A 22,954-nucleotide genomic window follows, 5' to 3' on the forward strand; every position below is an offset into this window, starting at 1 on the left:
ATCCACCTCGGCCTCACCCGAACCGACAACACCTGGCACCTCATCCCCGCCACCGCATAGCGAAAAGGGGCCGTCCGGCCTGCGGCCGGACAGCCCCCCAACAAGATTTTCAGCGGCCTTCTAGACGCCCAGGCGGTGGCGGCGGCGCCACGCGACCACCGCCGCACCGGCCCCCGTCACCACGATGAAGCCCATCGCCACGAGGAACGCGGGCGAGGTGGGCGAGGATGCCTCGCTGCCCGCCACGACGTACGCGGCCGTGTTCGGGATCGATCCCAGGCCGGTGGCCACCAGGAACGGCGGATAGCCCATGCGGGAGACGGCGGCACAGTAGTTGGCGGCGGCGAACGGCACCCCGGGGAAGAGGCGCAGCGCCAGCATCGAGCGGAAGCCGTGCCGGCTCAGCTGCCCGTCCGCCGCCCGCAGCCAGCGCCCGCGCACCAGGGTGCGCAGCGCTTCCTGGCCCAGCACCCGGCCCAGCATGAAGGAGACCCCCGCGCCCAGAACCGTGCCCGCCAGCGCGGCCGCGAGACCCGCCTGCGAGCCGAACAGCGCGCCCGCCGCGAGGTTGAGCAGCGGCCGCGGCACGAAGGCCACCGTGCAGACGCCGTACGCGAGTCCGAAGAGCACGACCGCCGCGGTGCCGCCGTTCAGCTGCGCGGGCCAGCCGGACGACAGCAGCCGTTGCGGCTCCAGGAGCAGCATCGTCGTCGCGGCGCCCAGCAGCACCGCGACGAGCAGCGAGAGCCGGGACCACGGCGAGAGCAGCACCCGCGTGCAGCGCACGGCGAGACCGGGGGCGGGGCGGGTGACGGTGACGGGGTCGAGCATTCGGGGAGAGTAACCGACACGGGCATGTGATCGCCGTAATGCTCCACCGGACACCGCGGTGGCCCGCTGAGTGGCCCCGCGCCCGAACCCCGCGCCCAATGCCCCTGGCCCCCGCCGTAATTCGCTCGACGGGCCGAGGGACCGTCGGAGATGATCGGGCCATGTTCCGGTACGCCTTCCTCGCAGCGCAGTCCGCAGTCGCGGACACGCCGAAGGCTGCCGTGAACACCGTGGCAGCAGCAGTCGCCGCAGCGTGCACCGCTGCCGCGGCGCCCCTCGGCGGCGCCCGAAGCTGACCCTCCCCCGACTGTCCGGCGGACCCCGCGAGGGGAGGGTCGGCCGGGCCCCGGGGTCCTCACGTCACGCTTCGCATCCCAAGGAATCAACCATGCCCAAGACGGCCTACGTGCGCACCAAGCCGCACCTCAACATCGGCACCATGGGTCACGTCGACCACGGCAAGACGACCCTGACCGCCGCCATCACCAAGGTCCTCAGCGACCGGGGCACCGGCACCTTCGTCCCCTTCGACCGCATCGACCGGGCGCCGGAGGAGGCGCAGCGCGGCATCACCATCAACATCGCGCACGTCGAGTACGAGACCGGCACCCGGCACTACGCCCACGTCGACATGCCGGGACACGCCGACTACATCAAGAACATGGTCACGGGCGCCGCCCAGCTCGACGGGGCGATCCTCGTCGTCTCCGCGCTCGACGGGATCATGCCGCAGACCGCCGAGCACGTGCTGCTCGCCCGCCAGGTGGGCGTCGACCACATCGTCGTCGCCCTGAACAAGGCGGACGCCGTCGCCGACGGCGAGGACGCGGTGCTGACCGACCTGGTCGAGCTGGAGGTGCGCGAGCTGCTGTCCGCGCACGGCTACGGCGGCGACACCGCGCCCGTCGTGCGGGTGTCGGGCCTGCGGGCGCTGGAGGGCGACCCGCGCTGGACCGGGGCGGTCGAGGCGCTGCTCGACGCCGTCGACACGTACGTACCGATGCCGGTGCGCTACACCGACGCGCCGTTCCTGCTGTCGGTGGAGAACGTTCTGACCATCACCGGCCGGGGCACGGTCGTCACCGGTGCCGTGGAGCGCGGCAGGGTCCGCGTCGGTGACCGGGTGTCGGTGCTCGGCGCGGACACCGAGACGGTCGTCACCGGCCTGGAGACCTTCGGCAAGCCGATGGAGTCCGCCGAGGCCGGCGACAACGTCGCGCTGCTCCTGCGCGGCGTCGAGCGCGACCGGGTGCGCCGCGGGCACGTCGTCGCGGCGCCGGGCAGCGTCACACCGAGCCGGCGCTTCACCGCGCAGGTGTACGTCCTGTCGGGGCACGAGGGCGGCCGTACCACCCCGGTCGCCACCGGGTACCGCCCGCAGTTCCACATCCGCACGGCCGACGTGGTCGGCGACGTGGACCTCGGCGAGGCGGCGGTCGCGCTGCCCGGTGAGACGGTCACCATGACCGTCGAGCTGGGCCGGGACGTCCCGCTGGAGCCGGGCCTCGGCTTCGCGATCCGCGAGGGCGGCCGCACGGTCGGCGCGGGCACCGTCACGGAGCTGCTCTGAGCCGTGCGGGCCTTGCGGGCCCGCCTCCCACCGAACCCGGGGGAGGCGGGCCCGCCGCCGTACGGACCGGCTGACCGCACCCCGCACAATGGGGGAGTGAACGAGTCGATACCCGTCATCCGCGACGTGGACCACGGCACCGCCCGTCTGCTCCCGGACGTGGACCGGGAGCGGGCCTGGCTGCTGACGGTCGACGGCGCGCCGCAGTCGTACGTCGACCTCGACGCGCCCGAGCACCTGGAATTCGAGTACGCGCGGCGCCTCGGCCACGTCGTGGACTGCGCGGCGGAGCCGGGCGAGCCGCTGGACGTCCTGCACCTGGGCGGCGGCGGCCTCACGCTGCCCCGCTATGTCGCGGCCACCAGGCCCGGCTCCCGGCAGGAGGTCGCGGACGCGGACCGCGGGCTGCTCGCCCTGGTCGCCGAGCACCTGCCGCTGCCGGACCGCAGCGGCATCACCGTGCACGCGGCGGACGCCCGCGCCCAGCTGGAGGAAACCGCCCCCGGCTCGGTGGACCTCCTGGTCGCGGACGTCTTCGGCGGCTCCCGGGTGCCCGCCCACCTCACCTCCGTCCCGTACGCGAGGGCGGCGGCGCGGGCGCTGCGCCCGGACGGGATCTACGCCGCCAACCTCGCCGACGGGCCGCCGTTCGGCTTCCTGCGCTCGCAGCTGGCCACCTTCGCGACCGTCTTCGACGAGCTGGCGCTGATCGCGGAGCCGGGCGTGCTGCGCGGCCGGCGCTTCGGCAACGTGGTGCTCGTCGCCTCCCGCTCCCCGTTCGACACGGCGGCCCTCACCCGCCGCTGCGCGGCCGACGCGTTCGCGGCGCGGGTGGAGTACGGCGACGCGCTGGCCGCGTTCGTCAAGGGCGCCCGGCCGGTCGGTGACGAGGACGCGGTCGCCTCACCCGAGCCGCCCGACGGCGCCTTCCGCATCGGCTGACGTGGGCGGCGCCACCGTCTGGGCGGCCACCTCGACGGACGCGGTCCGCCGGGTCAGGTTCCGTACGTCGGGCACGAACAGCACCGCTCCCGTGACCAGCACGACCAGCCCCGCGCACCCCCACAGCGCCTGGCCGCGCCCGACCATCGACTCGACGGGTCCGGCGAGCGCGGTGGCGACCGGCACCATGGCCACCGAGCCGAACCAGTCGTAGGCGGAGACGCGGGAGAGCTTCTCCTCCGGGATCTCCTGGTGCATGGCCGTCATCCAGGAGACGCCGAACACCTCGATGGCCGTGCCGCTGACGAACATCACCGCGCACAGCCCGGCGGCGGACAGCGGCACGGCGAGCCCGGCGGACGGCAGGGCGAGCGGGAAGACGCAGAGGGTTCCGGCCAGCAGCAGCCGGCGTGGCTTCCACCGCGTCATCAGCAGCGCCCCGGCCAGGTTGCCGACGCCGAACGCGGCGAGCGCGAAGCCCCAGGGCCGGGCGCCGCCCAGTTCGTCGCGGGCGACCAGCGGCCCGTAGACCGCCTCGGCGGCCCCGACGGCGGCGACCACCACGGAGAACTGGGCCACGATGGCCCAGAGCCACGGGCGGCCGGTGAACTCCTGCCAGCCGTCCCGCAGGTCCGCGAGCAGCCCGCCCCCGGGCTCCCGGGACGGGATGTGGCTGACGTCGAGGAAGGCGCGCAGCGCGCCGGCCACCGCGAAGGCGGCGGCGTCCACGGCGAGCACCCAGCCCGGGTCCATCGCCGCGATCATGGCGCCGCCGAGCGCCGCACCGCCGATGGCGGCGCCCTGGGTGGACATCCGGAACAGCGCGAAGGCGCGGCTCGCCTGCTCGCCGCTGACGCTCGACATCAGCATGCCCTCGGCCGCCGGGCTGAAGAAGGCCTGCCCGGTGCCGCACAGCGCGGTGAGCAGCATCATCTGCCACAGTCGCGGGTCGCCGGCCAGGACCAGCAGGGCGAAGAGGCCCTGCGAGACACAGTTGAGGGCGTTGGCCGCGACCATCACCCGGTGGCGCGGAAGCCGGTCCGCGATCGCCCCGCCGATCAGCAGGAATAGCACCAGCGGCACCGTCCTGGCCGCCGCCACGAGACCGACGTCGCCGCCGTCGCCGCCCGCCTGGAGAACCGCGAACGCCGCCGCGATCAGCGCGCCGTGGGTACCCAGGGCCGTGATGATCGAGGCGGCGGTCAGCAGCCGGTAGTTGCGGCCCGCCGGGGCGGGGCGGGCGGAGCGGGGTACGGGGGCGGCTGCGTCGGTCACTCAGGGACTATCGCGGCCGCGGCCCGGTTGTGCAAATGGGTTCCCGCGGGGTCAGGAATCGGTGTCGGTGATCTCCACCAGGCGCACCGTGCTGAGGATCTTCTGGATCGTCGCGTCCGGCAGCTCGTCCTTGACCCCGGCGGCGGCGTACAGCACCCAGGAGGAGAACGCGCCGGAGCTGTTCTTGAAGGTGAAGGCGTACGACTTGCCGTCGCTGTCGCACTTCTTCTTCTTGGTGACGTTGGGCGCGGTGGCGGTGACCAGGCTCCCCGTCAGCCCCGACTTGGTGGTGTACTGCTTGGCCTTGCTGATCTTGATGGTCTTCTTCGGCATGTGCTGCGCGTACGCGGCCCACGCCCAGGTGCCCGCCTCGTTCCGGGCGTTCACATCGGCGTCCTTGGCGCCCTGGGCGCCGCGCGTGCCGGTGCCGGCCAGGCTGTAGGTCTCGTCGGTGCCGTCCTTGTCGGAGTCGTCGACGCACCACTTGCTCTTCAGGTCCGCCGGCGCGGTGAACCCGATGAGCGGCGGCTTGTCCTCCTTCGATTCGTCCTCGAAGTAGGAGAACGTGGTCGGGGACAGGACCTCCCAGTCACCGGGCACGTCGAACTGGGTGCCCCACTTGGGGTTCGTCACGACCTTCCAGCCCGCGATGAGCGGCTTGGCGTCCTCGTCGCCGCGCGGGTTCGCCACGGGCGAGGAGGCGGAGGCGGACGGCTTCGCGGGCGCGGACGACTTCGTGTCGTCGGCGACGTTCTTGCCGTCCTTGTCGTCCCCGTCCTTGTTCAGTACGACGACACCGGTGACCGCGGCGGCCACCACGACCGCGGTCGCCGCGACGATGGCCACGACGGTCGTCTTCTTCTTGTCGTTGCCGGGCTGCGGTCCGCCGGGACCGGGTGCCGCGTACTGCGAAACGGTCGGCTGCTGGTACGGATTGGGCTGGCCGTAGTCCCCCGGTCCGCCCTGCTGCGGGTAGCCGTAACCGGGCTGCTGCTGCGGGCCCGTCTGCTGGTACCCAGGCTGCTGATAGGGATTCGGCTGCTGGTAACCCGGCTGCTGGTACGGGTTCTGGTTCTGGTCCTGCGGGTTCTGCTCGCCCCCGGGCGGCTGCTGTCCTGGCCACATGGCGAGTAACGATAGAGGTGCCCCGCCAGGCGTGCTACGCCCGCCCCCGTGTGCGAACGGTGAAGGTGAGGGGCGGGCGGGGCGGGGCGTCGGCCGACGAGGCATGGCCAAAGTGTTCTACTCATGAGTAACATCTCGCGCATGAGCGCTGAACAGATGACCGCGGGCGAGATGCTCGCCGCCACGGTCCCCATGGTCCGGACCCTCGACCTCGAATTCCTGGAGACCACCGCGGACCGCGCGGTGGTCCGCATGCCGGACCAGGCCGACTACCACAACCACGTCGGCGGGCCGCACGCCGGAGCCATGTTCACGCTGGCGGAGTCGGCGAGCGGCGCCATCGTCATCGCCGCCTTCGGAGACCAGCTGACCCGGGCCGTACCGCTCGCGGTGAGCGCCGAGATCGGCTACAAGAAGCTGGCCATGGGCGAGGTCACCGCCACCGCCACCCTCGGCCGCCCCGCAGCCGAGGTCGTCGCCGAACTCGACGCCGGCGAGCGCCCCGAGTTCCCGGTGGCCGTGCAGATCCAGCGCGCGGACGGTGCCGTGACCGGCGAGATGACCGTCGTCTGGACGCTGCGCCCGAACTCCTGACCTCGGGTAGGGACCGAAGGGCCGTCGTGCACCCGGAAGGGGCGGGGCGGCCCTTGGCGCTGTCCGGCCCGGCGACGCGCCGGGTAGGCTTCCCGGTGCGCCGATGAGCTGTCCGGCGGGCGAGACGACATCACTACGGAGGAACCGGCGTTGCACATCCAGGAGTGGCTGGAGACCGTTCCCGCGATCAGCGTGTACGTCCTGGTGGGCGTCGTCATCGGAGTGGAGAGTCTGGGCATCCCGCTGCCCGGCGAGATCGTCCTGATCAGCGCGGCGCTGCTGGCCGCCAGCCACGACGGCATCAACCCCTGGATTCTGGGTGCCTGCGCCACGGCGGGGGCCGTGGTCGGCGACTCCATCGGCTACGCCATCGGCCGCAAGGGCGGACGGCCGCTGCTGGCCTGGCTCGGCGGGAAGTTCCCCCGGCACTTCGGCGAGAGCCAGATCGCCCTGGCGGAGCGCTCGTTCCAGAAGTGGGGCATGTGGGCCGTCTTCTTCGGCCGCTTCGTCGCACTGCTGCGCATCTTCGCCGGTCCGCTGGCCGGTGTGCTGCACATGCCGTACTGGAAGTTCCTGATCGCCAACGTGCTGGGCGGGATCGCCTGGGCGGGCGGCACCACGGCCGTCATCTACTCCGTGGGCGTCGTCGCCGAGGCCTGGCTCAAGCGGTTCTCCTACCTGGGCCTGGCCATCGCGGTCCTGATCGGGCTCGCCTCGATGCTGGTCCTCAAGAACCGCGCCAAGAAGGCCGCCGCCGCGCACTCCTCGTCCGCCGCCGAGCCGGAAGCGGGAACGGTGCCGGTCGCCGACTGACCCGGCAGACGGTCCTCAGCCCTCGCGGCCTTCGCAGGCTTCGCGGTGGGCCTTGGCCAGCTCCACGTAACCGACCGCGTTGAAGCGGACGCCCTCCAGCTCCTCCTCGGTCAGCTGCCGCTTGACCTTCGCCGGTACGCCCGCCACCAGCGACCCCGGCGGGACGCGCATCCCCTGCGGGACGAGGGCCTGCGCCGCGACCAGCGAGCCCGCGCCGATATGGGCGCCGTTGAGGACGGTGGCCCCCATGCCGACCAGGACGTCGTCCTCGATGGTGCAGCCGTGCAGGACGGCGTTGTGCCCGACCGAGACCCGCTCGCCGACCGTCACGGTGAAGCCGGGGTCGACGTGGACGCTGCAGTTGTCCTGGATGTTGGAGTCCGCGCCGATGACGATGGGGCCGCAGTCCGCGCGCAGCACCGCCTGGTACCAGAGGCTGGAGCCCGCCGCCATGGTGATGTCACCGATCGCGACCGAGGTCGGCGCGGTGAACGCGTCCGGGTCGATGGACGGCTCCTTGCCGCCCATGGCCATGATCAACGCCTGTTCCGCCATCGCGCGTTCCTCCGTGCTCCGGTGCCGTGGGTCGCGGTGATCCGGTGGGAACCGGCCGTCCGCCGGGGAAACGGTATGCGACGTACGGGCGCGCCACCGGCCTGTTGGGGTGAAGATCACAGGCCGGTGGAGCCGACGGCCCGGGGGGTGCGGACTACCGTGTGCGCGTGCCCAAGAACAGAAACGCGTTCTCCTCCCTGACCGCCTGGCGGCGGCGCGCCCTGTCCGGGGCCGTCCACCGCTGCTGGCGCTGGGCGCGGGAGGCGGGCGCGGTCACCGCCGAGCACCCCGGCGGACTGCGGTTCGCCCGGATCGGCGAGGGCACCCGGCTGGCCTTCCCGCAGGGCACGGTCTTCGGGGAGCCGTGGATCGAGCTGGGCGACCACTGCGTCATCGGCGAACAGGTCACGCTGACCGCCGGGCTCATGCCCGACCTGGACCTTGGCCCCGAGCCGATCCTGACCCTGGGCGACGGGGTGGTGCTGGGGCGCGGCAGCCACATCGTCGCCGACACGACGGTGACCATCGGCTCGGACACGTACTGCGGGCCGTACGTCTACATCACCTCGACCAACCACAGCTACGACGACCCGCACGAGCCGGTCGGCAAGCAGTGGCCCCGGATGGAGCCGGTGTCCATCGGGCCGGGGTGCTGGATCGGGACCGGGGCGGTGATCCTGCCGGGGGCGCGGCTCGGGCGCAACGTGGTGGTGGCGGCCGGCGCGGTGGTCCGCGGCGAGGTGCCCGACCGTGCGGTGGTGGCCGGGGCCCCCGCCCGGGTCGTACGGAGCTGGCATCCGGAGGAGGGCTGGCAGCCGCCCCTGCGGACACCGGCCCCGGTGCCGATCCCCGCGGGCGTCACCCCGGAACAGCTGCTGGCCGTCGCGGAGCTCGAAGAGGGCTGACCGCCCGCCCCGCGCTCACCCGGTCGCGAGCAGCACCGTACCCACCAGTGCGAGGCCGGCGCCCGCCGCCTGCACCCCGCGCAGCCGTTCCCCGAGGAAGCCGCGCGCGGCCAGGGCCGTGACCACCGGGTAGAGCGAGGCCAGTACGGCGGCCACGGTGACCGGGCCGTGGTGGGCGGCCATCGAGTAGGTGCCGTTGGCCGCGACGTCCGCGAGGCCCACGAACGCCAGCGCGGGCAGCGCCGCCCGGACCGCCGACGCGCCTTCCTCGGGCAGCGCGCGGCCTCCGCGCCGCACCGAGACGTACAGCGCCCCGCCGCCCACCACGGTGTTGGTGACCCGCTGCACGAACAGCGCCAGGAACAGCCCGGTCACCGTGGTCGACGCCTCGGCGATCAACGACATCACGGCCCCGAAACCGAACGCCGCCACCAGCGTCAGCAGGATCGCGCGCCGCTGCACCGGCGCCCCGCGCAACTGGGGACCGCCCGCCATCACGATGCCCGCGACGGCGACCGCGACCCCGGCGAACTGGAGGAGCCCCGGGCGCTCCCCGGCGATCAGCCCCACGCTCACCGGGACGGCGACGCCGAGCGAACCGAGCGGGGAGACCACCCCCATCGGACCGAGAGCGAGCGCCTTGTAGAAGCAGAGCATCGCCACCGGCCCCACGACGCCCGCCGCGACCGCGTACCAGAGCTGCGCACCCGCCTCGCTCCAGCCGCCCGTGGCGATCACGATCACGCCCAGCACCGCCGCCGCCATGATCTGCGAGACGACGACCACGGTGAGCGCGGGGGTGCGCCGGGTCAGCAGGCCGCCCCCGAAGTCGGCCAGTCCCCACAGGAGGCTGGTGGCCAGGGCGAACAACGCTGTCATCGCGGACCTCGCAGTACAGTGCGGCGAACGGTTGGGTACACCACACCGTAGTGCAGGAAGCTCGACTACGTCATACAAAATATTGGACGGAATGTGACTGACCTCGATCAGCTGACCCAGTCCCTCGCGCGCAACCTCAAGCGCTGGCGCGGTGAGCGCGGCTTCACCCTGGACACGCTGGCCGCCCGCGCGGGAGTCAGCCGCGGCATGATCATCCAGATCGAGCAGGCCCGCACCAACCCGAGCGTCGGCACCACCGTCAAGCTCGCCGACGCGCTGGGCGTCAGCATCACCACACTGCTCGACTACGACCAGGACTCACCGGTCCGCCTGGTCCCCGCCGACCAGGCCGTACGCATGTGGTCCACCGAGGCGGGCAGCGCCACCACCCTGCTGGTCGGCACGGAGGCCCGGGGCCCTCTCGAACTCTGGTCCTGGCGGCTGATGCCCGGCGACGGCAGCCGCTCCGACCCGCACCCCGAAGGCACGGTCGAACTGCTCCACGTCACCACGGGCACCCTGACCCTCGTCGTCGCCGACACCCCGTACACCGTGTCCGCCGGCACCTCCGCCACCTTCGAGGCCCACCACGCGCACGCGTACCGCAACGAGGGCACCGAACCGGTCGAACTCACCATGGCCGTCAGCATTCCGCCCGTCAGATGAGACGCGGTCCAACCCTGCGGGCGGCGCTGTTAGCGTGACGCGCATGCGCGCACCCATCGGTTCCTTCGAGAACGCCTGCCCCGCCGTCGACCGTCAGGACCTGCTCACCGCCCCGGTGGCCGGGGCGGTGAGCACGGGCTGGGGAGGCATCCCCGCCGAGCAGATCATCCACGTGGACACCGACCCCGAGATCGCCGACACCGCGGTCTTCGTCGCACACCACGGCGCCGACCTGCTGAACCACTCGGCGAACTGCGTCGTCCTCTCGGGCAAGCGCGGCAGCGAGGTCACGCTCGCCGCCTGCCTCGTCCTGTCGCACTCCCGCGTCGATGTGAACGGCGTCGCGCGCAAGCACCTCGGCCTGCGCAAGGCGCGGTTCGCCTCGATGGACACGGCGGTCGGCGAGACCGGCATGGAGTACGGCGGCATCACCCCCATCGGGCTCCCGGCCGCCTGGCCCCTGCTCATCGACCCCGCGGTCGTGGACGAGGAGTGGGTCCTGATCGGCAGCGGCTCCCGCCGGGGCAAGCTCATCGTGCCGGGCAAGGCACTGGCCGCGCTGCCGGGCGCGGTGGTGGTCGAAGGGCTCGGCGTCCGCGTCTGAGCGGTCCTACCCCTTCAGCTTCGGGATCTCGATGGCCGGGCAGCGGTCCATGACCATGTCGAGCCCGGCCGCCCGGGTACGGGCCAAGGCATCCTCGTCGATCACACCCAGCTGGAACCAGACGGCCCGGGCACCGGCGGCGACCGCCTCGTCCGCCACCGCACCGGCCAGGTCGCTGTTGACGAAGACGTCCACCACATCCACCGGGAACGGAATGTCCGCCAACGAGGCGTACCCCTCCTCGCCGTGCACCCGCTCCGCCTTGGGGTGCACCGGCACCACCCGCTTGCCGAAGCGCTGAAGGACCTCGGCCACCCCGTAGGCGGCGCGCGAACGGTTGTCGGACAGCCCCACCACCGCCCAGGTGTCGCCGGTGTCTTCCAGAATCCTGCGGATCGTCTCCGTGTCTGCGTACATGCCCCGGACAACCGGCAGCCCGTCCGGGGCATTCCCGCAGGTACGCATAGGGTGGCGGGATGCAGGAGCAGTATCGGACCGTCGCCCGCGCGGGCGTGCACGAGAGCGAGATCAACCGCTCGCGCTTCATCTGCGCGCTCGCTCCCGCGGCCACCGAGGAGGAGGCGCAGGAGTTCGTCGCCCACGTCCGCCGGGAGCACCCGACCGCCACGCACAACTGCTACGCGTACGTGATCGGCGCCGACGCCTCGGTGCAGAAGGCCGGCGACGACGGCGAGCCCGGAGGCACCGCCGGCGTCCCCATGCTCCAGATGCTGACGCGCCGCGAGGTCTGCTACGCCGTCGCCGTCGTCACCCGCTACTACGGCGGGGTCAAGCTGGGCGCCGGCGGGCTGATCCGGGCCTACGGGGGAGTGGTCGGCGAAGCGCTCGACGCGCTCGGCACCCGTACCCGCAGGCGCTACCGCCTCGCCACCGTCACGGTCGGCCACCAGCGGGCCGGCCGGCTGGAGAACGAACTGCGGGCCACCGGAAGGACCGTGCGCGAGGTCCGCTACGGGGCCGACGTGGCCATCGACATCGGGCTGCCCGACGCCGAGGTCGAGGACTTCCGCCGCTGGCTGGCCGACGCGACGGCGGGCGAGGCGCACGTGGAACTGGGCGGCGAGGCGTACGGCGACGCCTGACGCGGCTGCCCGCCCGGCCGCCTCCCGGGTGATGGGAGACTGTGGGGCGTGAGGGCACAGGGGCGGAGGAAGCGAACCATGCGGGTCGGAGCCGGGTCTTGAGGATTTTGCACACATCGGACTGGCACCTGGGCCGGTCGTTCCACCGGGTTCCCCTGCTCGACGCGCAGGCCGCCTACCTCGACCACCTCGTGGCCACCGTGCACGAGCACGAGGTCGACGCCGTGCTCGTCGCGGGTGACGTGTACGACAGGGCGGTGCCCCCGCTGAGCGCCGTCCGGCTCTTCGACGACGCCCTGCACCGGCTCGCCGCCGCCGGAGTGCCGACGGTGATGATCTCCGGCAACCACGACTCGGCCCGCCGGCTCGGCGTCGGGGCCGGGCTCATCGGCCGGGCCGGCATCCACCTGCGGACCGACCCCGCGCACTGCGCCACCCCCGTCCTGCTCCCCGACGCGCACGGCGACGTGGCGTTCTACGGGCTCCCGTACCTGGAACCCGCCCTGGTCAAGGACGTGTTCAAGGCGGAGCGCGCCGGGCACGAGGCCGTGCTGAGCGCCGCCATGGACCGGGTACGCGCCGACCTCGCCGAGCGCCCGGACTCCACCCGGTCCGTGGTCCTCGCCCACGCCTTCGTCGCCGGCGGCGAGCCCAGCGACAGCGAACGCGACATCACCGTCGGCGGGGTCGCCGCGGTCCCCGCCGGAGTCTTCGACGGGGTGGACTACGCCGCGCTCGGCCATCTGCACGGCTGCCAGGCCGTCACGGACCGGGTCCGGTACTCCGGGTCCCCCCTCGCGTACTCCTTCTCCGAGGCCAACCACCGCAAGACCATGTGGCTCATCGACCTGGACGCCGAGGGCGCGGTCACCGGCGAACGGATCGACTGCCCGGTGCCCCGCTCCCTCGCCCGGCTCCGCGGCCGGCTCGACGACCTCCTGGACGACCCGGCGCTGGACCGGCACGAGGACGCGTGGGTGGAGGCGACGCTCACCGACTCCGTCCGCCCGGCCGACCCGATGGCCCGGCTCACCGAGCGCTTCCCCCACACCCTCAGCCTCGTCTTCGAACCGGAACGGGCACCCGACGACCCGGACACCTCGTACGCCGGGCGCCTGCGCGGACGCGACGACCAGAGCATCGCGGAGGACTTCGTGGCCCACGTCCGCGGCGGGTACGGCACCGACGAACGGGAGCGGGCGGTGCTGCGCGGCGCCTTCGACCACGTACGGGTCGAGGACGGCGTCCGCGAGGTGAACCGGTGAGACTCCACACCCTCCACATCACCGCGTTCGGCCCCTTCGGCGCGACCCAGGAGATCGACTTCGACGCGCTCTCGGCCGCCGGCCTCTTCCTGCTGCACGGACCGACCGGCGCCGGGAAGACCTCCGTCCTGGACGCCGTCTGCTACGCCCTGTACGGCGCGGTCCCCGGCGCCCGGCAGAGCCCCGGCACCTCGCTGCGCAGCGACCACGCCCCGGCGGACCTGCCGACCGAGGTCCGGCTCGAACTCACCGTCGGCGGCCGGCGCCTGGAGATCACCCGGCGCCCCGCCCAGCCCCGCCCCAAGAAGCGCGGCGGCGGCCACACCACGGAGAAGGCGCAGAGCTGGCTGCGCGCGTACGACCCCGAGGACGGGTGGCAGGCGCTCAGCCGCTCGCACCAGGAGATCGGGGAGGAGATCACCCAGCTCATCGGCATGAGCCGCGAGCAGTTCTGCCAGGTGGTGCTCCTGCCCCAGGGCGACTTCGCCCGCTTCCTGCGCGCCGACGCCGAGGCCCGCGGCCGGCTCCTCGGCAGGCTCTTCGACACCCGGCGCTTCGCGGCCGTCGAGGAACGCCTGGCCGAGCTGCGCCGGGCGGCCGAGGCACAGGTCAGGGCCGGTGACGACCAGATCCTCGCCCTCGCCCAGCGCATCGCCCAGGCGGCCGGGCCCGCCGCGCGCGAGTGCCCACCGCCCGACGCCCAGCCGGGCGAGCCCGGTCTCGCGGACGCGGTCCTCGGCTGGGCCGCGACCGCCCGCAGCAGCGCCCGCGAACGCCTCGACATCGCCGCATCGGTGCTGGCCACCGCGGAGAGCAGGCACGCCGCGGCCCGCCACGCCCTGGACGCCGAACGGGAACTGGCCGCGCTCCAGGAGCGGTACGCCGAGACCCGCCGCCGCGCCGCCGCGGTGGAGGCCGGCCGCGCCGCGCACGAGGAGGCGCGGGAACGGCTGGGGCGCGCCCGCAAGGCGGACCTCGTGGCACCCGCGCTGGAGCTGCGCGAGGAGGCGGAGCGCGCGTACCGGCGGGCGAACGAGGCCCGGGACCGCTCCCGGGGGCGGCTGCCCGGCACCCTGGCCGACGCGGGCGCCGAACAGCTGGCGGCCCTTGAACGCAGGCTCCGCGAGGAGCTGGGCGGCCTGGAATCCGCGCGTCGCGCCGAACACCGCAGCGCCGAGATCGACCGCGAACGCGCCGCCCTGGAGCGGCAGGCCGCGGCCGACGACGAACTGATCCGCGACACCGAGAACTGGCTCGCCGGCTGGGAGACCACCCGGCAGGACCTCCAGGCCCGCATCGACGCGGCACTGGAGGCCGCGACCCGTACCGAACTGCTGGCCCGCCGGCTCGATCCGGCCCGCCGCCGCCTGGACGCGGCCCGCCGCCGCGATGCCCTCGCGGCGCAGCTGACCGTCGCGCAGAGGCGGCTCGCCGAGGCACGCGAATGCGCGCTCGGCACCCGCGAGCACTGGCTCGACCTGCGCGAACGCCGGCTGCGCGGCATCGCCGCCGAACTCGCCGGGCAACTGGTCGCGGGCGAACCCTGCGCGGTCTGCGGTTCGGCGGACCACCCCGCTCCGGCCCGCACCGGCGCCGGACACGTCGACCAGGCGGCGGAGGAGGCGGCCGAGACCGCGCACCGCAGCGCCGAGCGGGCCAGGGCCGACGCGGAGCAGGCACTCGCGGTCGTCCGGGAGCGGCACGAGGCGGCCCGCGCCGAGGCCGCCGAGACGGCCGGCGCCGAGACCGCGACGGACGCGGGCGCCACCGGACCAACGGTCGCCGCGCTCGCCTCCCTCGTGGACACACTGACCGGCGAGCACGCCGAGGCGTACCGAACCGCCGCCGGGACGCACGCCGCGCGCGAGGCCCTGACGGCGGCCGACCGGGAGCAGCGCCGGCGCGCCGACGACCGGCAGCAGGCCGAGCGCCGCGCCGCCGCCCGTACCTCCCGGCGCGAGGGGCTGGACCGCGAACAGGCCGCCCTGAACGAGGTCATCGACCGGGCCCGCGCCGGGTACGCGAGCGTCGGAGAGCACGCCGCGGTCCTCCAGGAACGGGTCGCCCTCCTCGTGGACGCGGCCGGCACGGTGCGCGAGGAGGAGACCGCGGCGGCGCGGCTCAAGGAGGCCGACGACCGGCTCGCGGACGCCGCGTTCCGGGCCGGTTTCGACACCCCCCGGGCCGCCGCCCAGACCCTCCTGGACGACGCCGCGCAGCGCACGCTCCAGCACCGGATCGACGCCTGGCAGGCCGAGTCGGCCGCGGTCGCCGACCGGCTCGCCGAGACCGGTGCCCGCGCCGCCGCCGACCGGCCGCCGGCCGCTCCGCACGCGGCCCAGGAGGTCTGCGACCGGGCCGAGCGCGCACTGAGGGAGGCCGCGGCCGGCCTCGACGCGGCCCGGGAACGCTGCGCCGAACTCGACAGGCTCTCGCGCCGCGCGGCGCAGGAGGTGCGCGCGCTGGGGCCCGTACGCGAGGAGTACGAGCGGGTCGCCCGGCTCGCCGGTCTCACGGCGGGCACGTCGGCGGACAACGCGCGCAAGATGCGCCTGGAGTCGTACGTGCTGGCGGCCCGGCTGGAGCAGGTCGCGGCGGCGGCCACCGCCCGGTTGCAGCGCATGTCCTCCGGCCGCTACCAGCTGGTCCACTCCGACGCCCGTACCGGAGGCCGCAGGGCGGGGCTCGGGCTGCACGTCATCGACGCCTGGACCGGCCGCGAGCGCGACACGGCCACCCTCTCGGGCGGCGAGACCTTCTTCGCCTCGCTGGCCCTGGCACTGGGCCTCGCCGACGTGGTCACCGACGAGGCGGGCGGCGTACGGCTGGACACCCTCTTCATCGACGAGGGGTTCGGCAGCCTCGACGACCAGACCCTCGACGAAGTGCTCGACGTGCTCGACTCGCTGCGCGAACGGGACCGCAGCGTCGGCATCGTCAGCCATGTCGCGGACCTGCGCCGCCGCATCCCCGCCCAGCTCGAAGTGGTGAAGGAACGGCACGGATCGGCCGTGCGGCTCCGGGCCGCGGACGGGCTCAGCGACTGATCGGGCGCCCGGGCAGGGGCGAGGAGTAGACGACGCTGGTGGTGACGGAGCCGAGCGCGCCGATCTTCCCGGACACGGCCTCCAGATGCCGCATGGAGCGGGCCGTCACCTTGAGTACGAAGCAGTCGTCGCCGGTGACGTGGTGGGCCTCCACGATCTCCGGCGTGGCCTCCAGGAGGTCGTGGAACGGCTTGTAGTTGCCGTTCGGATACCGCAGCCGTACGAAGGCGAGGATCGGCAGCCCGAGCCGCTCCGGGTCGACCACGGCCGCGTATCCGCTGATGACCCCGGCCTCTTCCAGCCGGCGGACCCGCTCCGTCACGGCGCTCGACGACATGGCCACCGCCCGTGCCAGCTCCGCGAACGAGGCCCGGCCCTCGCGCTGGAGCACATCGAGGATGCGCCAGTCGGTGGCGTCCGGGGAATAGTCGCTCATGCGGACAGAGAACCGTGGAAACCCCGGCAGATCAAGGCGGATGCCGGGGATCGCGCCTTCCCGGCCGGGTCGGCCGACCGTAGATTTCCGGGCATGACCCACCAGCCCGGCGCCCTCCCCGGCGCCACCGCCACCCACCCCGTCCTGCGCGTACCGCCCGCGGCCCCCGCCGAGGCCGTCGCCCATTTCGGGGCCTCGCTCGCCTTCCACACCGACGTCTCGGACATCGCGGCGGCCCTCGACGCCGGCACGGACCCCGGCTTCGTCCTGCTGGACTCCCGCTCCACCGAGTCCTGGGAGCAGGGGCACATCCCCGGAGCGGTGCACCTGCCGACGGCGCTCGTCGCCGAACGGGCGCCCCGGCTCCTCGACCCGGCCGTGCCGGTGGTCACCTACTGCTGGGGGCCCGGCTGCAACGGCGCCGCCCGCGCCGCACTCGCCCTGGCCGGGCTCGGCTACCAGGTCAAGGAGATGCTCGGCGGCTTCGAGTACTGGGCGCGCGAGGGCTTCGCGTACGAGACCCGACAGGGCGGCGAGCGGCGCGCGGCCGATCCGCTCACCGCACCGGCCGGCGCGGACGCCTGCGGCTGCTGACGACGGCCGGCCCCGGACACCGCCCGGGAACCGGCCGCCGGCGGATCAGAGCTTCGACAGCTCGTCCACCAGGTCGTCCAGACCCAGCGGGCCCTGCGACAGGGCCGCCATGTGCCACGCTTTGAGGTCGAAGGCGTCGCCGTGCGCCGCCCGGGCGTTCTCCCGGCCCAGCAGCCAGGCGCGCTCGCCCAGCTTGTAGCCGATCGCCTGGCCCGGCATCGAGAGGTAGCGGGTCAGCTCGCTCTCCACGAAGTCGGCGGGCCGGCCGCTGTGGTTGCCGAAGAACTCCTGGGCCAGCTCCGGCGTCCACCGCTCACCGGGGTGGAACGGCGAATCGGCCGGGATCTCCAGGCCCAGGTGCATGCCGATGTCCACGATGACCCGGCAGGCGCGCATCATCTGCGCGTCCAGGTAGCCGAGCCGGCGCTCCGCGTCCGGCAGGAAGCCCAGCTCGTCCATCAGCCGCTCCGCGTACAGCGCCCAGCCCTCGGCGTTGGCGCTGACGATGCCGATGGACGCCTGGTAGCGCGAAAGGCTCTCCGCCACGTGCGCCCACTGGGCGAGCTGGAGGTGATGACCGGGCACGCCCTCGTGGTACCAGGTGGACACCAGGTCGTACACCGGGAACCGGGTCTCGCCCATGGTCGGCAGCCAGGTGCGCCCCGGCCGGGAGAAGTCCTCGGAGGGGCCCGTGTAGTACGGAGCGGCGGCGCCGCCGGGCGGGGCGATCCGGGACTCCACCCGGCGGACCCGCTCGGCCAGCTCGAAGTGCGTGCCGTCCAGGGCGTCGATGGCCTCGTCCATCAGCCCCTGCAGCCACGCCTGGACCTCGTCCACCCCCTCGATGTGCTCGCCGTGCACATCGAGATGGGCCAGCGCCTCCCACGGACCGGCACCGGGCAGCACCTTCTCGGCCTCGGTCCTCATCTCCGCGAGCAGCCGGTGGTACTCGGACCAGCCGTACGCGTACGCCTCGTCCAGGTCCAGGTCGGTGCCGTTGAAGTAGCGCGACCAGCGGGCATACCGCTCACGGCCCACGGTGTCCGGCTCGCCCTCGATCGCGGGGGCGTACACGTCGCGCATCCACTGCCGCAGCTCGTCCAAGGCCCCGGCCGCCTGGGCGGCGGCCTCGTCCAGCTCGGTGCGCAGGACGTCCGGGCCGGCGGCGGCGAAGTCCTGGAAGAAGCCCTTCGCACCGTCCCCGACCCACTCGTCGAGCTGGCCGATGAAGGTGGCGGTGGCGCGCGGACCGCCGTACAGCTTGCGCTCCAGACCGAGCGCCAGGGACTCCTGATAACCGGACAGCGCGGCCGGAACCGCCCGCAGGCGGTCCACGACAGCCGCCCAGTCCTCGTCCGTCTCCGTCGGCGTCACCGTGAACACCTCACGGAGCGAGTGGGCCGGGGAGTGCAGATTGGAAACGGCCCGCAGCGCCTCGTCGGCCTCGTGGACGGCGAGTTCGGCCGTCAGACGCTCGCGCAGCAGCCGGCCGCAGCGGCGCTCGGCATCGTCCGCGGCACCGGGCAGCCGCTCCGCGCGGTCGAGCCGCGCGAGGGTGTCCCTGGCCAGCGCGGCCAGTCGCTCCTGGCCGGCGGGCGAGAAGTCGGGAAGGCGGCGCGAGCTTGCCGCGACACCGAGGTAGGTGCCGGAGATCGGGTCGAGTTCGATGAATGCGTCGACGTAGGCGTCGGCGACCTGGCGCGGCAGTGCGCTGCTGGAAGAGTCTGACATGTGGACATCCTCGTACGGCGGGGGGCCTCCCGTCACCATCAATCGACAGGACGGACCTGACCGGCCGGCGGCAGCAGCGGACCGCACTCCCACTGCTGGAAGATCAGCCGCGTCTCCACCCGGGCGACCTCGCGGCGCGAGGTGAACTCGTCGAGCACCAGCCGTTGCAGATCCGCGGTGTCCGCCACGGCCACATGCACCAGATAGTCGTCGGGGCCCGTCAGATGGAACAGGGCACGGGACTCGGGCAGCGATCTGATCCGTTCGACGAACGGCCCGATGAGTTCGCGGCGGTGCGGACGCACCTGTACGGAGAGCAGCGCCTCGAGACCCCGGCCGAGCCGGGCCGGGTCCAGGCGCAGCTGGTGCCCGAGGATCACGCCCGTGCGGCGCAGCCGGGTCACCCGGTCCAGACAGGTCGAAGGGGCGACGCCGACCTCGGCCGCCAGCTCCCGGTACGTGGTCCGGGCGTCGTTCTGCAACAGCCGCAGAATGTGCAGATCCACCGTGTCGAGAGCGACCGATCCAGTCATTCGCCGAACGTAGCACGGCCCCTGTGCTGTAGATCCCGGTGAGTGTTCAGAGTACGGGCATGGACACCGAATCCGCGCTGCCGCCCTTGACGACGACCTCGTCCCGGGCGCTCGCCACCGAAGCCGTGCACGCCGGACGCGACGACCTCGCGGCCCTCGGCCTGCACGCCGCGCCGATCGACCTGTCGACCACCTACCCCTCGTACGACTCCAGGGCGGAGGCGGAGAGGATCGACACCTTCGCCACCACCGGGGCCCGCCTCGACGGGCCGCCCGTCTACGCACGGCTCGACAACCCGACGACCGCACGCTTCGAGACGGCCCTGGCCCGGCTCGAAGGGACCGCGAGCGCGGTGTCCTTCGCCAGCGGAATGGCCGCGCTGACCGCCGTGCTGCTGGCCCGCGCGAGCGCGGGGCTGCGCCATGTGGTGGCGGTGCGGCCCCTGTACGGGTGCAGCGACCACCTCCTGGGCGCCGGGCTCCTCGGCACCGAGGTGACCTGGACCGACCCGGCGGGCATCGCCGAGGCCATCCGGCCCGACACGGGCCTGGTGATCGTGGAGACGCCCGCCAACCCGACCCTCGCCGAGGTGGACATCAGAGCCGTCGCGCACTCCTGCGGCTCCGTGCCGCTGCTGGTCGACAACACCTTCGCCACCCCGGTCCTCCAGCGCCCCGTCGAACACGGCGCGCGGATCGTCCTGCACAGCGCGACGAAGTACCTGGGCGGTCACGGCGATGTGATGGGCGGGGTCGTCGCCTGCGACGAGGAGTTCGCCGCCGTGCTGCGCCAGGTCCGCTTCGCCACCGGCGGCGTCCTGCACCCCACGGCCGGGTATCTGCTGCTGCGCGGCCTCGCCACCCTGCCGGTGCGGGTCCGGGCCGCCTCCGCGAGCGCCGCCGAACTCGCCCGCAGGCTCTCCGCCGACCCGCGGATCGCCCGCGTGCACTACCCCGAACTGGGCGGCGCGATGGTCTCCTTCGAGGTCTACGGAGACCCGCACCAGGTGATCGCCCGGGTACGGCTGATCACACCCGCCGTCAGCCTCGGCAGCGTCGACACCCTCATCCAGCACCCGGCCTCCATCAGCCACCGCATCGTGGACGAAGGAGACCGGCAGACTTCCGGCGTCGGCGACCGGCTGCTGCGCATGTCGGTCGGTCTGGAGGACGTCGAGGACCTGTGGGCCGACCTCTGTCAGGCGCTGAGCGGCGACGAGCCCGCGGCGGATGTCAGCGCTCGGCCTGTTCGTACGGCGGCAGGGAGCGTGCCGGGGTCACGCCAAGACGTGCGGTGATGACGAGGGTGCCTTCCTCGATCTGGTAGTCGAGCGGCAGCGAGAGCGCACGCATGGCGGCGACCATGCCGGTGTTCGACGCCTGGGTGACGGCGTAGACGCTCTCGCAGCCGGCCTCGACGGCGAGCGCCGCGAGCCGGGCGAGCAGCTCGGAGCCGATGCCGCGGCGCTGCCAGCCGTCCTCGACGAGCAGGGCGACCTCGGTCTCGTCGCCGTCCCAGAGCAGATGGCCGAGGGCGACCAGCCGGCCGGAGGCCGTCTGCACGGCCAGGGTGCGGCCGAAGCGCGGGCTCAGCAGGTGATCGAGGTAGCGGTCGGCGTCGCGGACCGGGCCGTGGTAGCGCAGCCGCAGGGTCTGCTCGGAGCAGCGCCCGTGCATGGCGACGGCCGCTCCGAGGTCGGCGCGGTCCGCCCGGCGCACGGTGATCTCGTTGCCCTCGGGCAGGGTGAGCACCTGCTCGCCGCGCGGGACCCGGGGGCCGAGCCGGGCGTCGAGCTCCACCAGCGCACGCGCCCGCGCGAACTCCGTGGGCGTGAACGGGAGATAGGGGCGCTCGACCGTAATGACACCGCCGGACGGATCGCGCAGCCGCATCGTCGTCTCCGCCAGCACGCCTTCCACCGGGGCGGTCTCGCCGGTGGCGCGTCCGGTGACCGACACGGCGGGCAGCGAGTGGATGGAGCACCGCCCGAGCAGCTGACGCAGGGCGAGCGGCAGTTCGGCGGCGTCCAGGGCGGTACGGGTGGCGAGGCCGAGCACCCGCGTGGGGCCGTCGACCAGGTCGTGGGCATCGGCCCGTTCGGTCCAGGTGGAACTGCCCCCGGCGGCGGAGATCGCCCGGGTCAGCTGCTGGGCCGGCAACGAGGCGGGCACCCGCAGCAGGAACTCGTCGACGGTGCCCTGCGCCAGCGGGTGCGTCTGGAGCGTCAGGATGTCGATCCCGTGCCGGGCCAGCACGGTGCACAGCGCGGCCAGGCTGCCCGGCGCGTCCCGCACCGTGGTCCGCATCCGCCACAGCACCATCTCGCCGTGGGCGTTGGCGGCGTCCGTACTTGCCGGGCCCGTGCCCGTGTTCGTGCCCGTGCCTGTGTCCGGGTTCGTGTCCGCGGTAGCGTCTGCGATCGACGTTTCGGACGGGGGCGCGTGGCTGTGACGCCGTGCCCACCAGGTGTGGAACCCGGCGGTAGCGGCCAGCGCCACGGCGGAGGCGATGAGCAGATACGGCCCGTCCGGCTGGTGCCCGATCAGGTTGGCGATCGCGTCGGCGACGGCCACCGCGGTGAACAGGGCGGCGAGTTCGATCAGGTCCCGCCGCCAGTGGTGGGGGCGGCGGGCACTCTTCGCGGATGTCACGTCAGTCATGGCATCCACTGTGACCGCACCGTGTTGCCTGATCGCGAACGCTTTGTGACCGATGGGTTAAGTGCCCATTCAGCTGCCTATCGTCGGTTTCGGATCGGTTGGCCAGGTGATTTCGAAGGACCGGCGGGTGTGGGGCGCGGCGTGCGGGGTGTCGGCTGCGGCCTGGGCGGGCCATGGTGGGCCGGGGCCGGGGCCACCTGCCCGTCAGGCGCTTCCCGGCGCGCAGGTGGTGCGCCAGGCGTACCACCTGCGCTTCCCGCCGCGCGCGGCGGTCGCGGCGAGGCCCGGGACCGGGCCGGTCTTCGGCGGGCCACAGCGTTCCGCGCACTCCGCCGCCACGGCGAGCAGATCGCTCAGGCCCCGGGGGCCCGTGCGCGGGCCAGCAACGCGGGCAGCACCGGCACCAGCACGGACAGCACGGTCCGGTACGCGCCGGTGCCGGCTGCCGTACGAGCCGCGTCCGCCAACCGCCCCGGCTTCACCGCCTCGCGTTCGAACGACTCGAAGCGCAGCCGGTCGCCGTTGCCCGTCACCACCGGGTCCAGCGAGGACAGCGGGGCCCGCTGGTAGTAACGGGCGGCGGCGACATCCGCCACACAGAGGAGCCCGCGCGCCCCGATCCGCGGCGAGGCGAGGAAGCCCGCGAAGAACCGGGGATGCGGCTCGAAGCCACGCGGCGTGGAGCCGCCCGCGGTCTCTAGGCCGAGCAACTGCCCGCCCCGCCAGGACGCCAGGGCGGACGGACGTGAGTAGGCCAGAGCCCGCACGGTTCGGGTCAGGGAAAAACGGTAGGACCCACCACTGACAATCGGCCTTTGCCGCAGG

The 22,954-nt window shown here is 73.5% G+C and carries 22 protein-coding genes and 2 pseudogenes; 12 read left to right on the top strand and 12 right to left on the bottom strand.

All coding sequences use genetic code 11. The features are described from left to right. Positions 1–120 precede the first annotated feature (120 nt). Positions 121–831 (bottom strand): TVP38/TMEM64 family protein, encoded by a 711-nt coding sequence (locus E6P78_RS22705; RefSeq protein WP_136205483.1) that lies wholly within the window; start codon positions 829–831, stop codon positions 121–123. Between the two features lie 388 nt (positions 832–1,219). On the opposite strand from E6P78_RS22705, the gene tuf reads away from it, so the two are divergent. Next, positions 1,220–2,401, top strand: a complete 1,182-nt coding sequence (gene tuf / locus E6P78_RS22710; protein ID WP_136205484.1) for an elongation factor Tu — start codon at positions 1,220–1,222, stop codon at positions 2,399–2,401. Positions 2,402–2,497: 96 nt separating this feature from the next. Further along, complete coding sequence (locus E6P78_RS22715) at positions 2,498–3,343, top strand: fused MFS/spermidine synthase (RefSeq protein ID WP_136205485.1); 846 nt, start codon at positions 2,498–2,500, stop codon at positions 3,341–3,343. Here E6P78_RS22715 and E6P78_RS22720 read toward each other — a convergent pair. Next, positions 3,305–4,618, bottom strand: coding sequence for an MFS transporter (locus E6P78_RS22720; RefSeq protein ID WP_136205486.1), 1,314 nt, complete (start codon positions 4,616–4,618; stop codon positions 3,305–3,307). The two genes, E6P78_RS22715 and E6P78_RS22720, sit on opposite strands and share 39 nt — an antisense overlap. A gap of 51 nt (positions 4,619–4,669) precedes the next feature. Then, the gene (locus E6P78_RS22725) at positions 4,670–5,743 is read right to left on the bottom strand and encodes a hypothetical protein (protein ID WP_136205487.1); all 1,074 of its coding nucleotides are present in this window, start codon (positions 5,741–5,743) and stop codon (positions 4,670–4,672) included. A 156-nt stretch (positions 5,744–5,899) separates the two neighbouring features. Here E6P78_RS22725 and E6P78_RS22730 point away from each other — a divergent pair, with 156 nt between their 5' ends. Beyond that, on the top strand, positions 5,900–6,337 hold the full coding sequence (locus E6P78_RS22730) for a DUF4442 domain-containing protein (protein WP_136205553.1): 438 nt from the start codon (positions 5,900–5,902) through the stop codon (positions 6,335–6,337). 150 nt (positions 6,338–6,487) lie between these two features. After that, positions 6,488–7,150: a DedA family protein gene (locus tag E6P78_RS22735; protein WP_136205488.1), complete on the top strand. Its 663-nt coding sequence runs from the start codon at positions 6,488–6,490 to the stop codon at positions 7,148–7,150. A 15-nt stretch (positions 7,151–7,165) separates the two neighbouring features. Here E6P78_RS22735 and E6P78_RS22740 read toward each other — a convergent pair whose 3' ends face one another. Continuing rightward, complete coding sequence (locus E6P78_RS22740) at positions 7,166–7,705, bottom strand: gamma carbonic anhydrase family protein (RefSeq protein WP_136205489.1); 540 nt, start codon at positions 7,703–7,705, stop codon at positions 7,166–7,168. Between the two features lie 167 nt (positions 7,706–7,872). Here E6P78_RS22740 and E6P78_RS22745 point away from each other — a divergent pair, with 167 nt between their 5' ends. Beyond that, positions 7,873–8,610 carry an acyltransferase gene (locus E6P78_RS22745; protein ID WP_136205490.1) on the top strand — a complete coding sequence of 246 codons (738 nt, stop codon included), beginning with the start codon at positions 7,873–7,875 and terminating at the stop codon, positions 8,608–8,610. Between the two features lie 15 nt (positions 8,611–8,625). On the opposite strand, the gene E6P78_RS22750 is transcribed toward E6P78_RS22745, so the two are convergent. Next, on the bottom strand, positions 8,626–9,489 hold the full coding sequence (locus tag E6P78_RS22750; RefSeq protein ID WP_136205491.1) for a DMT family transporter: 864 nt from the start codon (positions 9,487–9,489) through the stop codon (positions 8,626–8,628). 93 nt (positions 9,490–9,582) lie between these two features. Here E6P78_RS22750 and E6P78_RS22755 point away from each other — a divergent pair, with 93 nt between their 5' ends. Next, complete coding sequence (locus E6P78_RS22755; protein WP_136205492.1) at positions 9,583–10,155, top strand: XRE family transcriptional regulator; 573 nt, start codon at positions 9,583–9,585, stop codon at positions 10,153–10,155. Between the two features lie 43 nt (positions 10,156–10,198). Continuing rightward, the gene (locus tag E6P78_RS22760; RefSeq protein ID WP_136205493.1) at positions 10,199–10,759 is read left to right on the top strand and encodes a YbaK/EbsC family protein; all 561 of its coding nucleotides are present in this window, start codon (positions 10,199–10,201) and stop codon (positions 10,757–10,759) included. Between the two features lie 6 nt (positions 10,760–10,765). Here the strand turns inward: E6P78_RS22760 and E6P78_RS22765 are convergent, their stop codons facing one another. After that, a complete protein-coding gene (locus tag E6P78_RS22765) occupies positions 10,766–11,176 on the bottom strand; it encodes a CoA-binding protein (protein ID WP_136205494.1) in 411 nt (136 codons plus the stop codon). A gap of 59 nt (positions 11,177–11,235) precedes the next feature. Here E6P78_RS22765 and E6P78_RS22770 point away from each other — a divergent pair, with 59 nt between their 5' ends. The 3 genes from E6P78_RS22770 (at position 11,236) to E6P78_RS22780 (ending at position 16,174) form a co-directional block, all read left to right on the top strand. Next, positions 11,236–11,862, top strand: coding sequence for a YigZ family protein (locus E6P78_RS22770; RefSeq protein ID WP_136205495.1), 627 nt, complete (start codon positions 11,236–11,238; stop codon positions 11,860–11,862). Positions 11,863–11,960: 98 nt separating this feature from the next. After that, a complete protein-coding gene (locus tag E6P78_RS22775; protein ID WP_136205496.1) occupies positions 11,961–13,127 on the top strand; it encodes an exonuclease SbcCD subunit D in 1,167 nt (388 codons plus the stop codon). Continuing rightward, complete coding sequence (locus tag E6P78_RS22780) at positions 13,124–16,174, top strand: SMC family ATPase (protein WP_136205497.1); 3,051 nt, start codon at positions 13,124–13,126, stop codon at positions 16,172–16,174. Before E6P78_RS22775 ends, E6P78_RS22780 begins: the two co-directional genes overlap by 4 nt. On the opposite strand, the gene E6P78_RS22785 is transcribed toward E6P78_RS22780, so the two are convergent. Beyond that, positions 16,164–16,610, bottom strand: a complete 447-nt coding sequence (locus tag E6P78_RS22785) for an Lrp/AsnC family transcriptional regulator (RefSeq protein ID WP_136205498.1) — start codon at positions 16,608–16,610, stop codon at positions 16,164–16,166. The genes E6P78_RS22780 and E6P78_RS22785 overlap by 11 nt on opposite strands. Before the next feature lie 93 nt (positions 16,611–16,703). Here E6P78_RS22785 and E6P78_RS22790 point away from each other — a divergent pair, with 93 nt between their 5' ends. Then, a complete protein-coding gene (locus E6P78_RS22790) occupies positions 16,704–17,204 on the top strand; it encodes a rhodanese-like domain-containing protein (RefSeq protein WP_136205499.1) in 501 nt (166 codons plus the stop codon). Positions 17,205–17,249: 45 nt separating this feature from the next. Here the strand turns inward: E6P78_RS22790 and E6P78_RS22795 are convergent, their stop codons facing one another. Next, positions 17,250–18,935, bottom strand: coding sequence for a DUF885 domain-containing protein (locus E6P78_RS22795; RefSeq protein WP_136205500.1), 1,686 nt, complete (start codon positions 18,933–18,935; stop codon positions 17,250–17,252). 38 nt (positions 18,936–18,973) lie between these two features. Then, positions 18,974–19,468 carry an Lrp/AsnC family transcriptional regulator gene (locus E6P78_RS22800; RefSeq protein WP_136205501.1) on the bottom strand — a complete coding sequence of 165 codons (495 nt, stop codon included), beginning with the start codon at positions 19,466–19,468 and terminating at the stop codon, positions 18,974–18,976. 59 nt (positions 19,469–19,527) lie between these two features. On the opposite strand from E6P78_RS22800, the gene E6P78_RS22805 reads away from it, so the two are divergent. Further along, a complete protein-coding gene (locus E6P78_RS22805) occupies positions 19,528–20,766 on the top strand; it encodes a PLP-dependent transferase (RefSeq protein ID WP_136205502.1) in 1,239 nt (412 codons plus the stop codon). Here the strand turns inward: E6P78_RS22805 and E6P78_RS22810 are convergent. From E6P78_RS22810 to E6P78_RS22820, 3 genes and pseudogenes are all read right to left on the bottom strand, one after another. Further along, positions 20,702–22,120: a GNAT family N-acetyltransferase gene (locus tag E6P78_RS22810; RefSeq protein WP_206307887.1), complete on the bottom strand. Its 1,419-nt coding sequence runs from the start codon at positions 22,118–22,120 to the stop codon at positions 20,702–20,704. The genes E6P78_RS22805 and E6P78_RS22810 overlap by 65 nt on opposite strands. Positions 22,121–22,333: 213 nt before the next feature. Further along, positions 22,334–22,623: pseudogene (locus E6P78_RS22815) on the bottom strand (hypothetical protein); the annotation flags it as partial. Next, positions 22,624–22,908 (bottom strand): annotated as a pseudogene (locus E6P78_RS22820) (SWIM zinc finger family protein); the annotation flags it as partial. Between the last annotated feature and the right edge of the window lie 46 nt (positions 22,909–22,954).

The sequence above is a fragment of the Streptomyces sp. A0958 genome (assembly GCF_004795035.1).
In the GTDB taxonomy this organism is placed as follows: Bacteria; Actinomycetota; Actinomycetes; order Streptomycetales; family Streptomycetaceae; genus Streptomyces.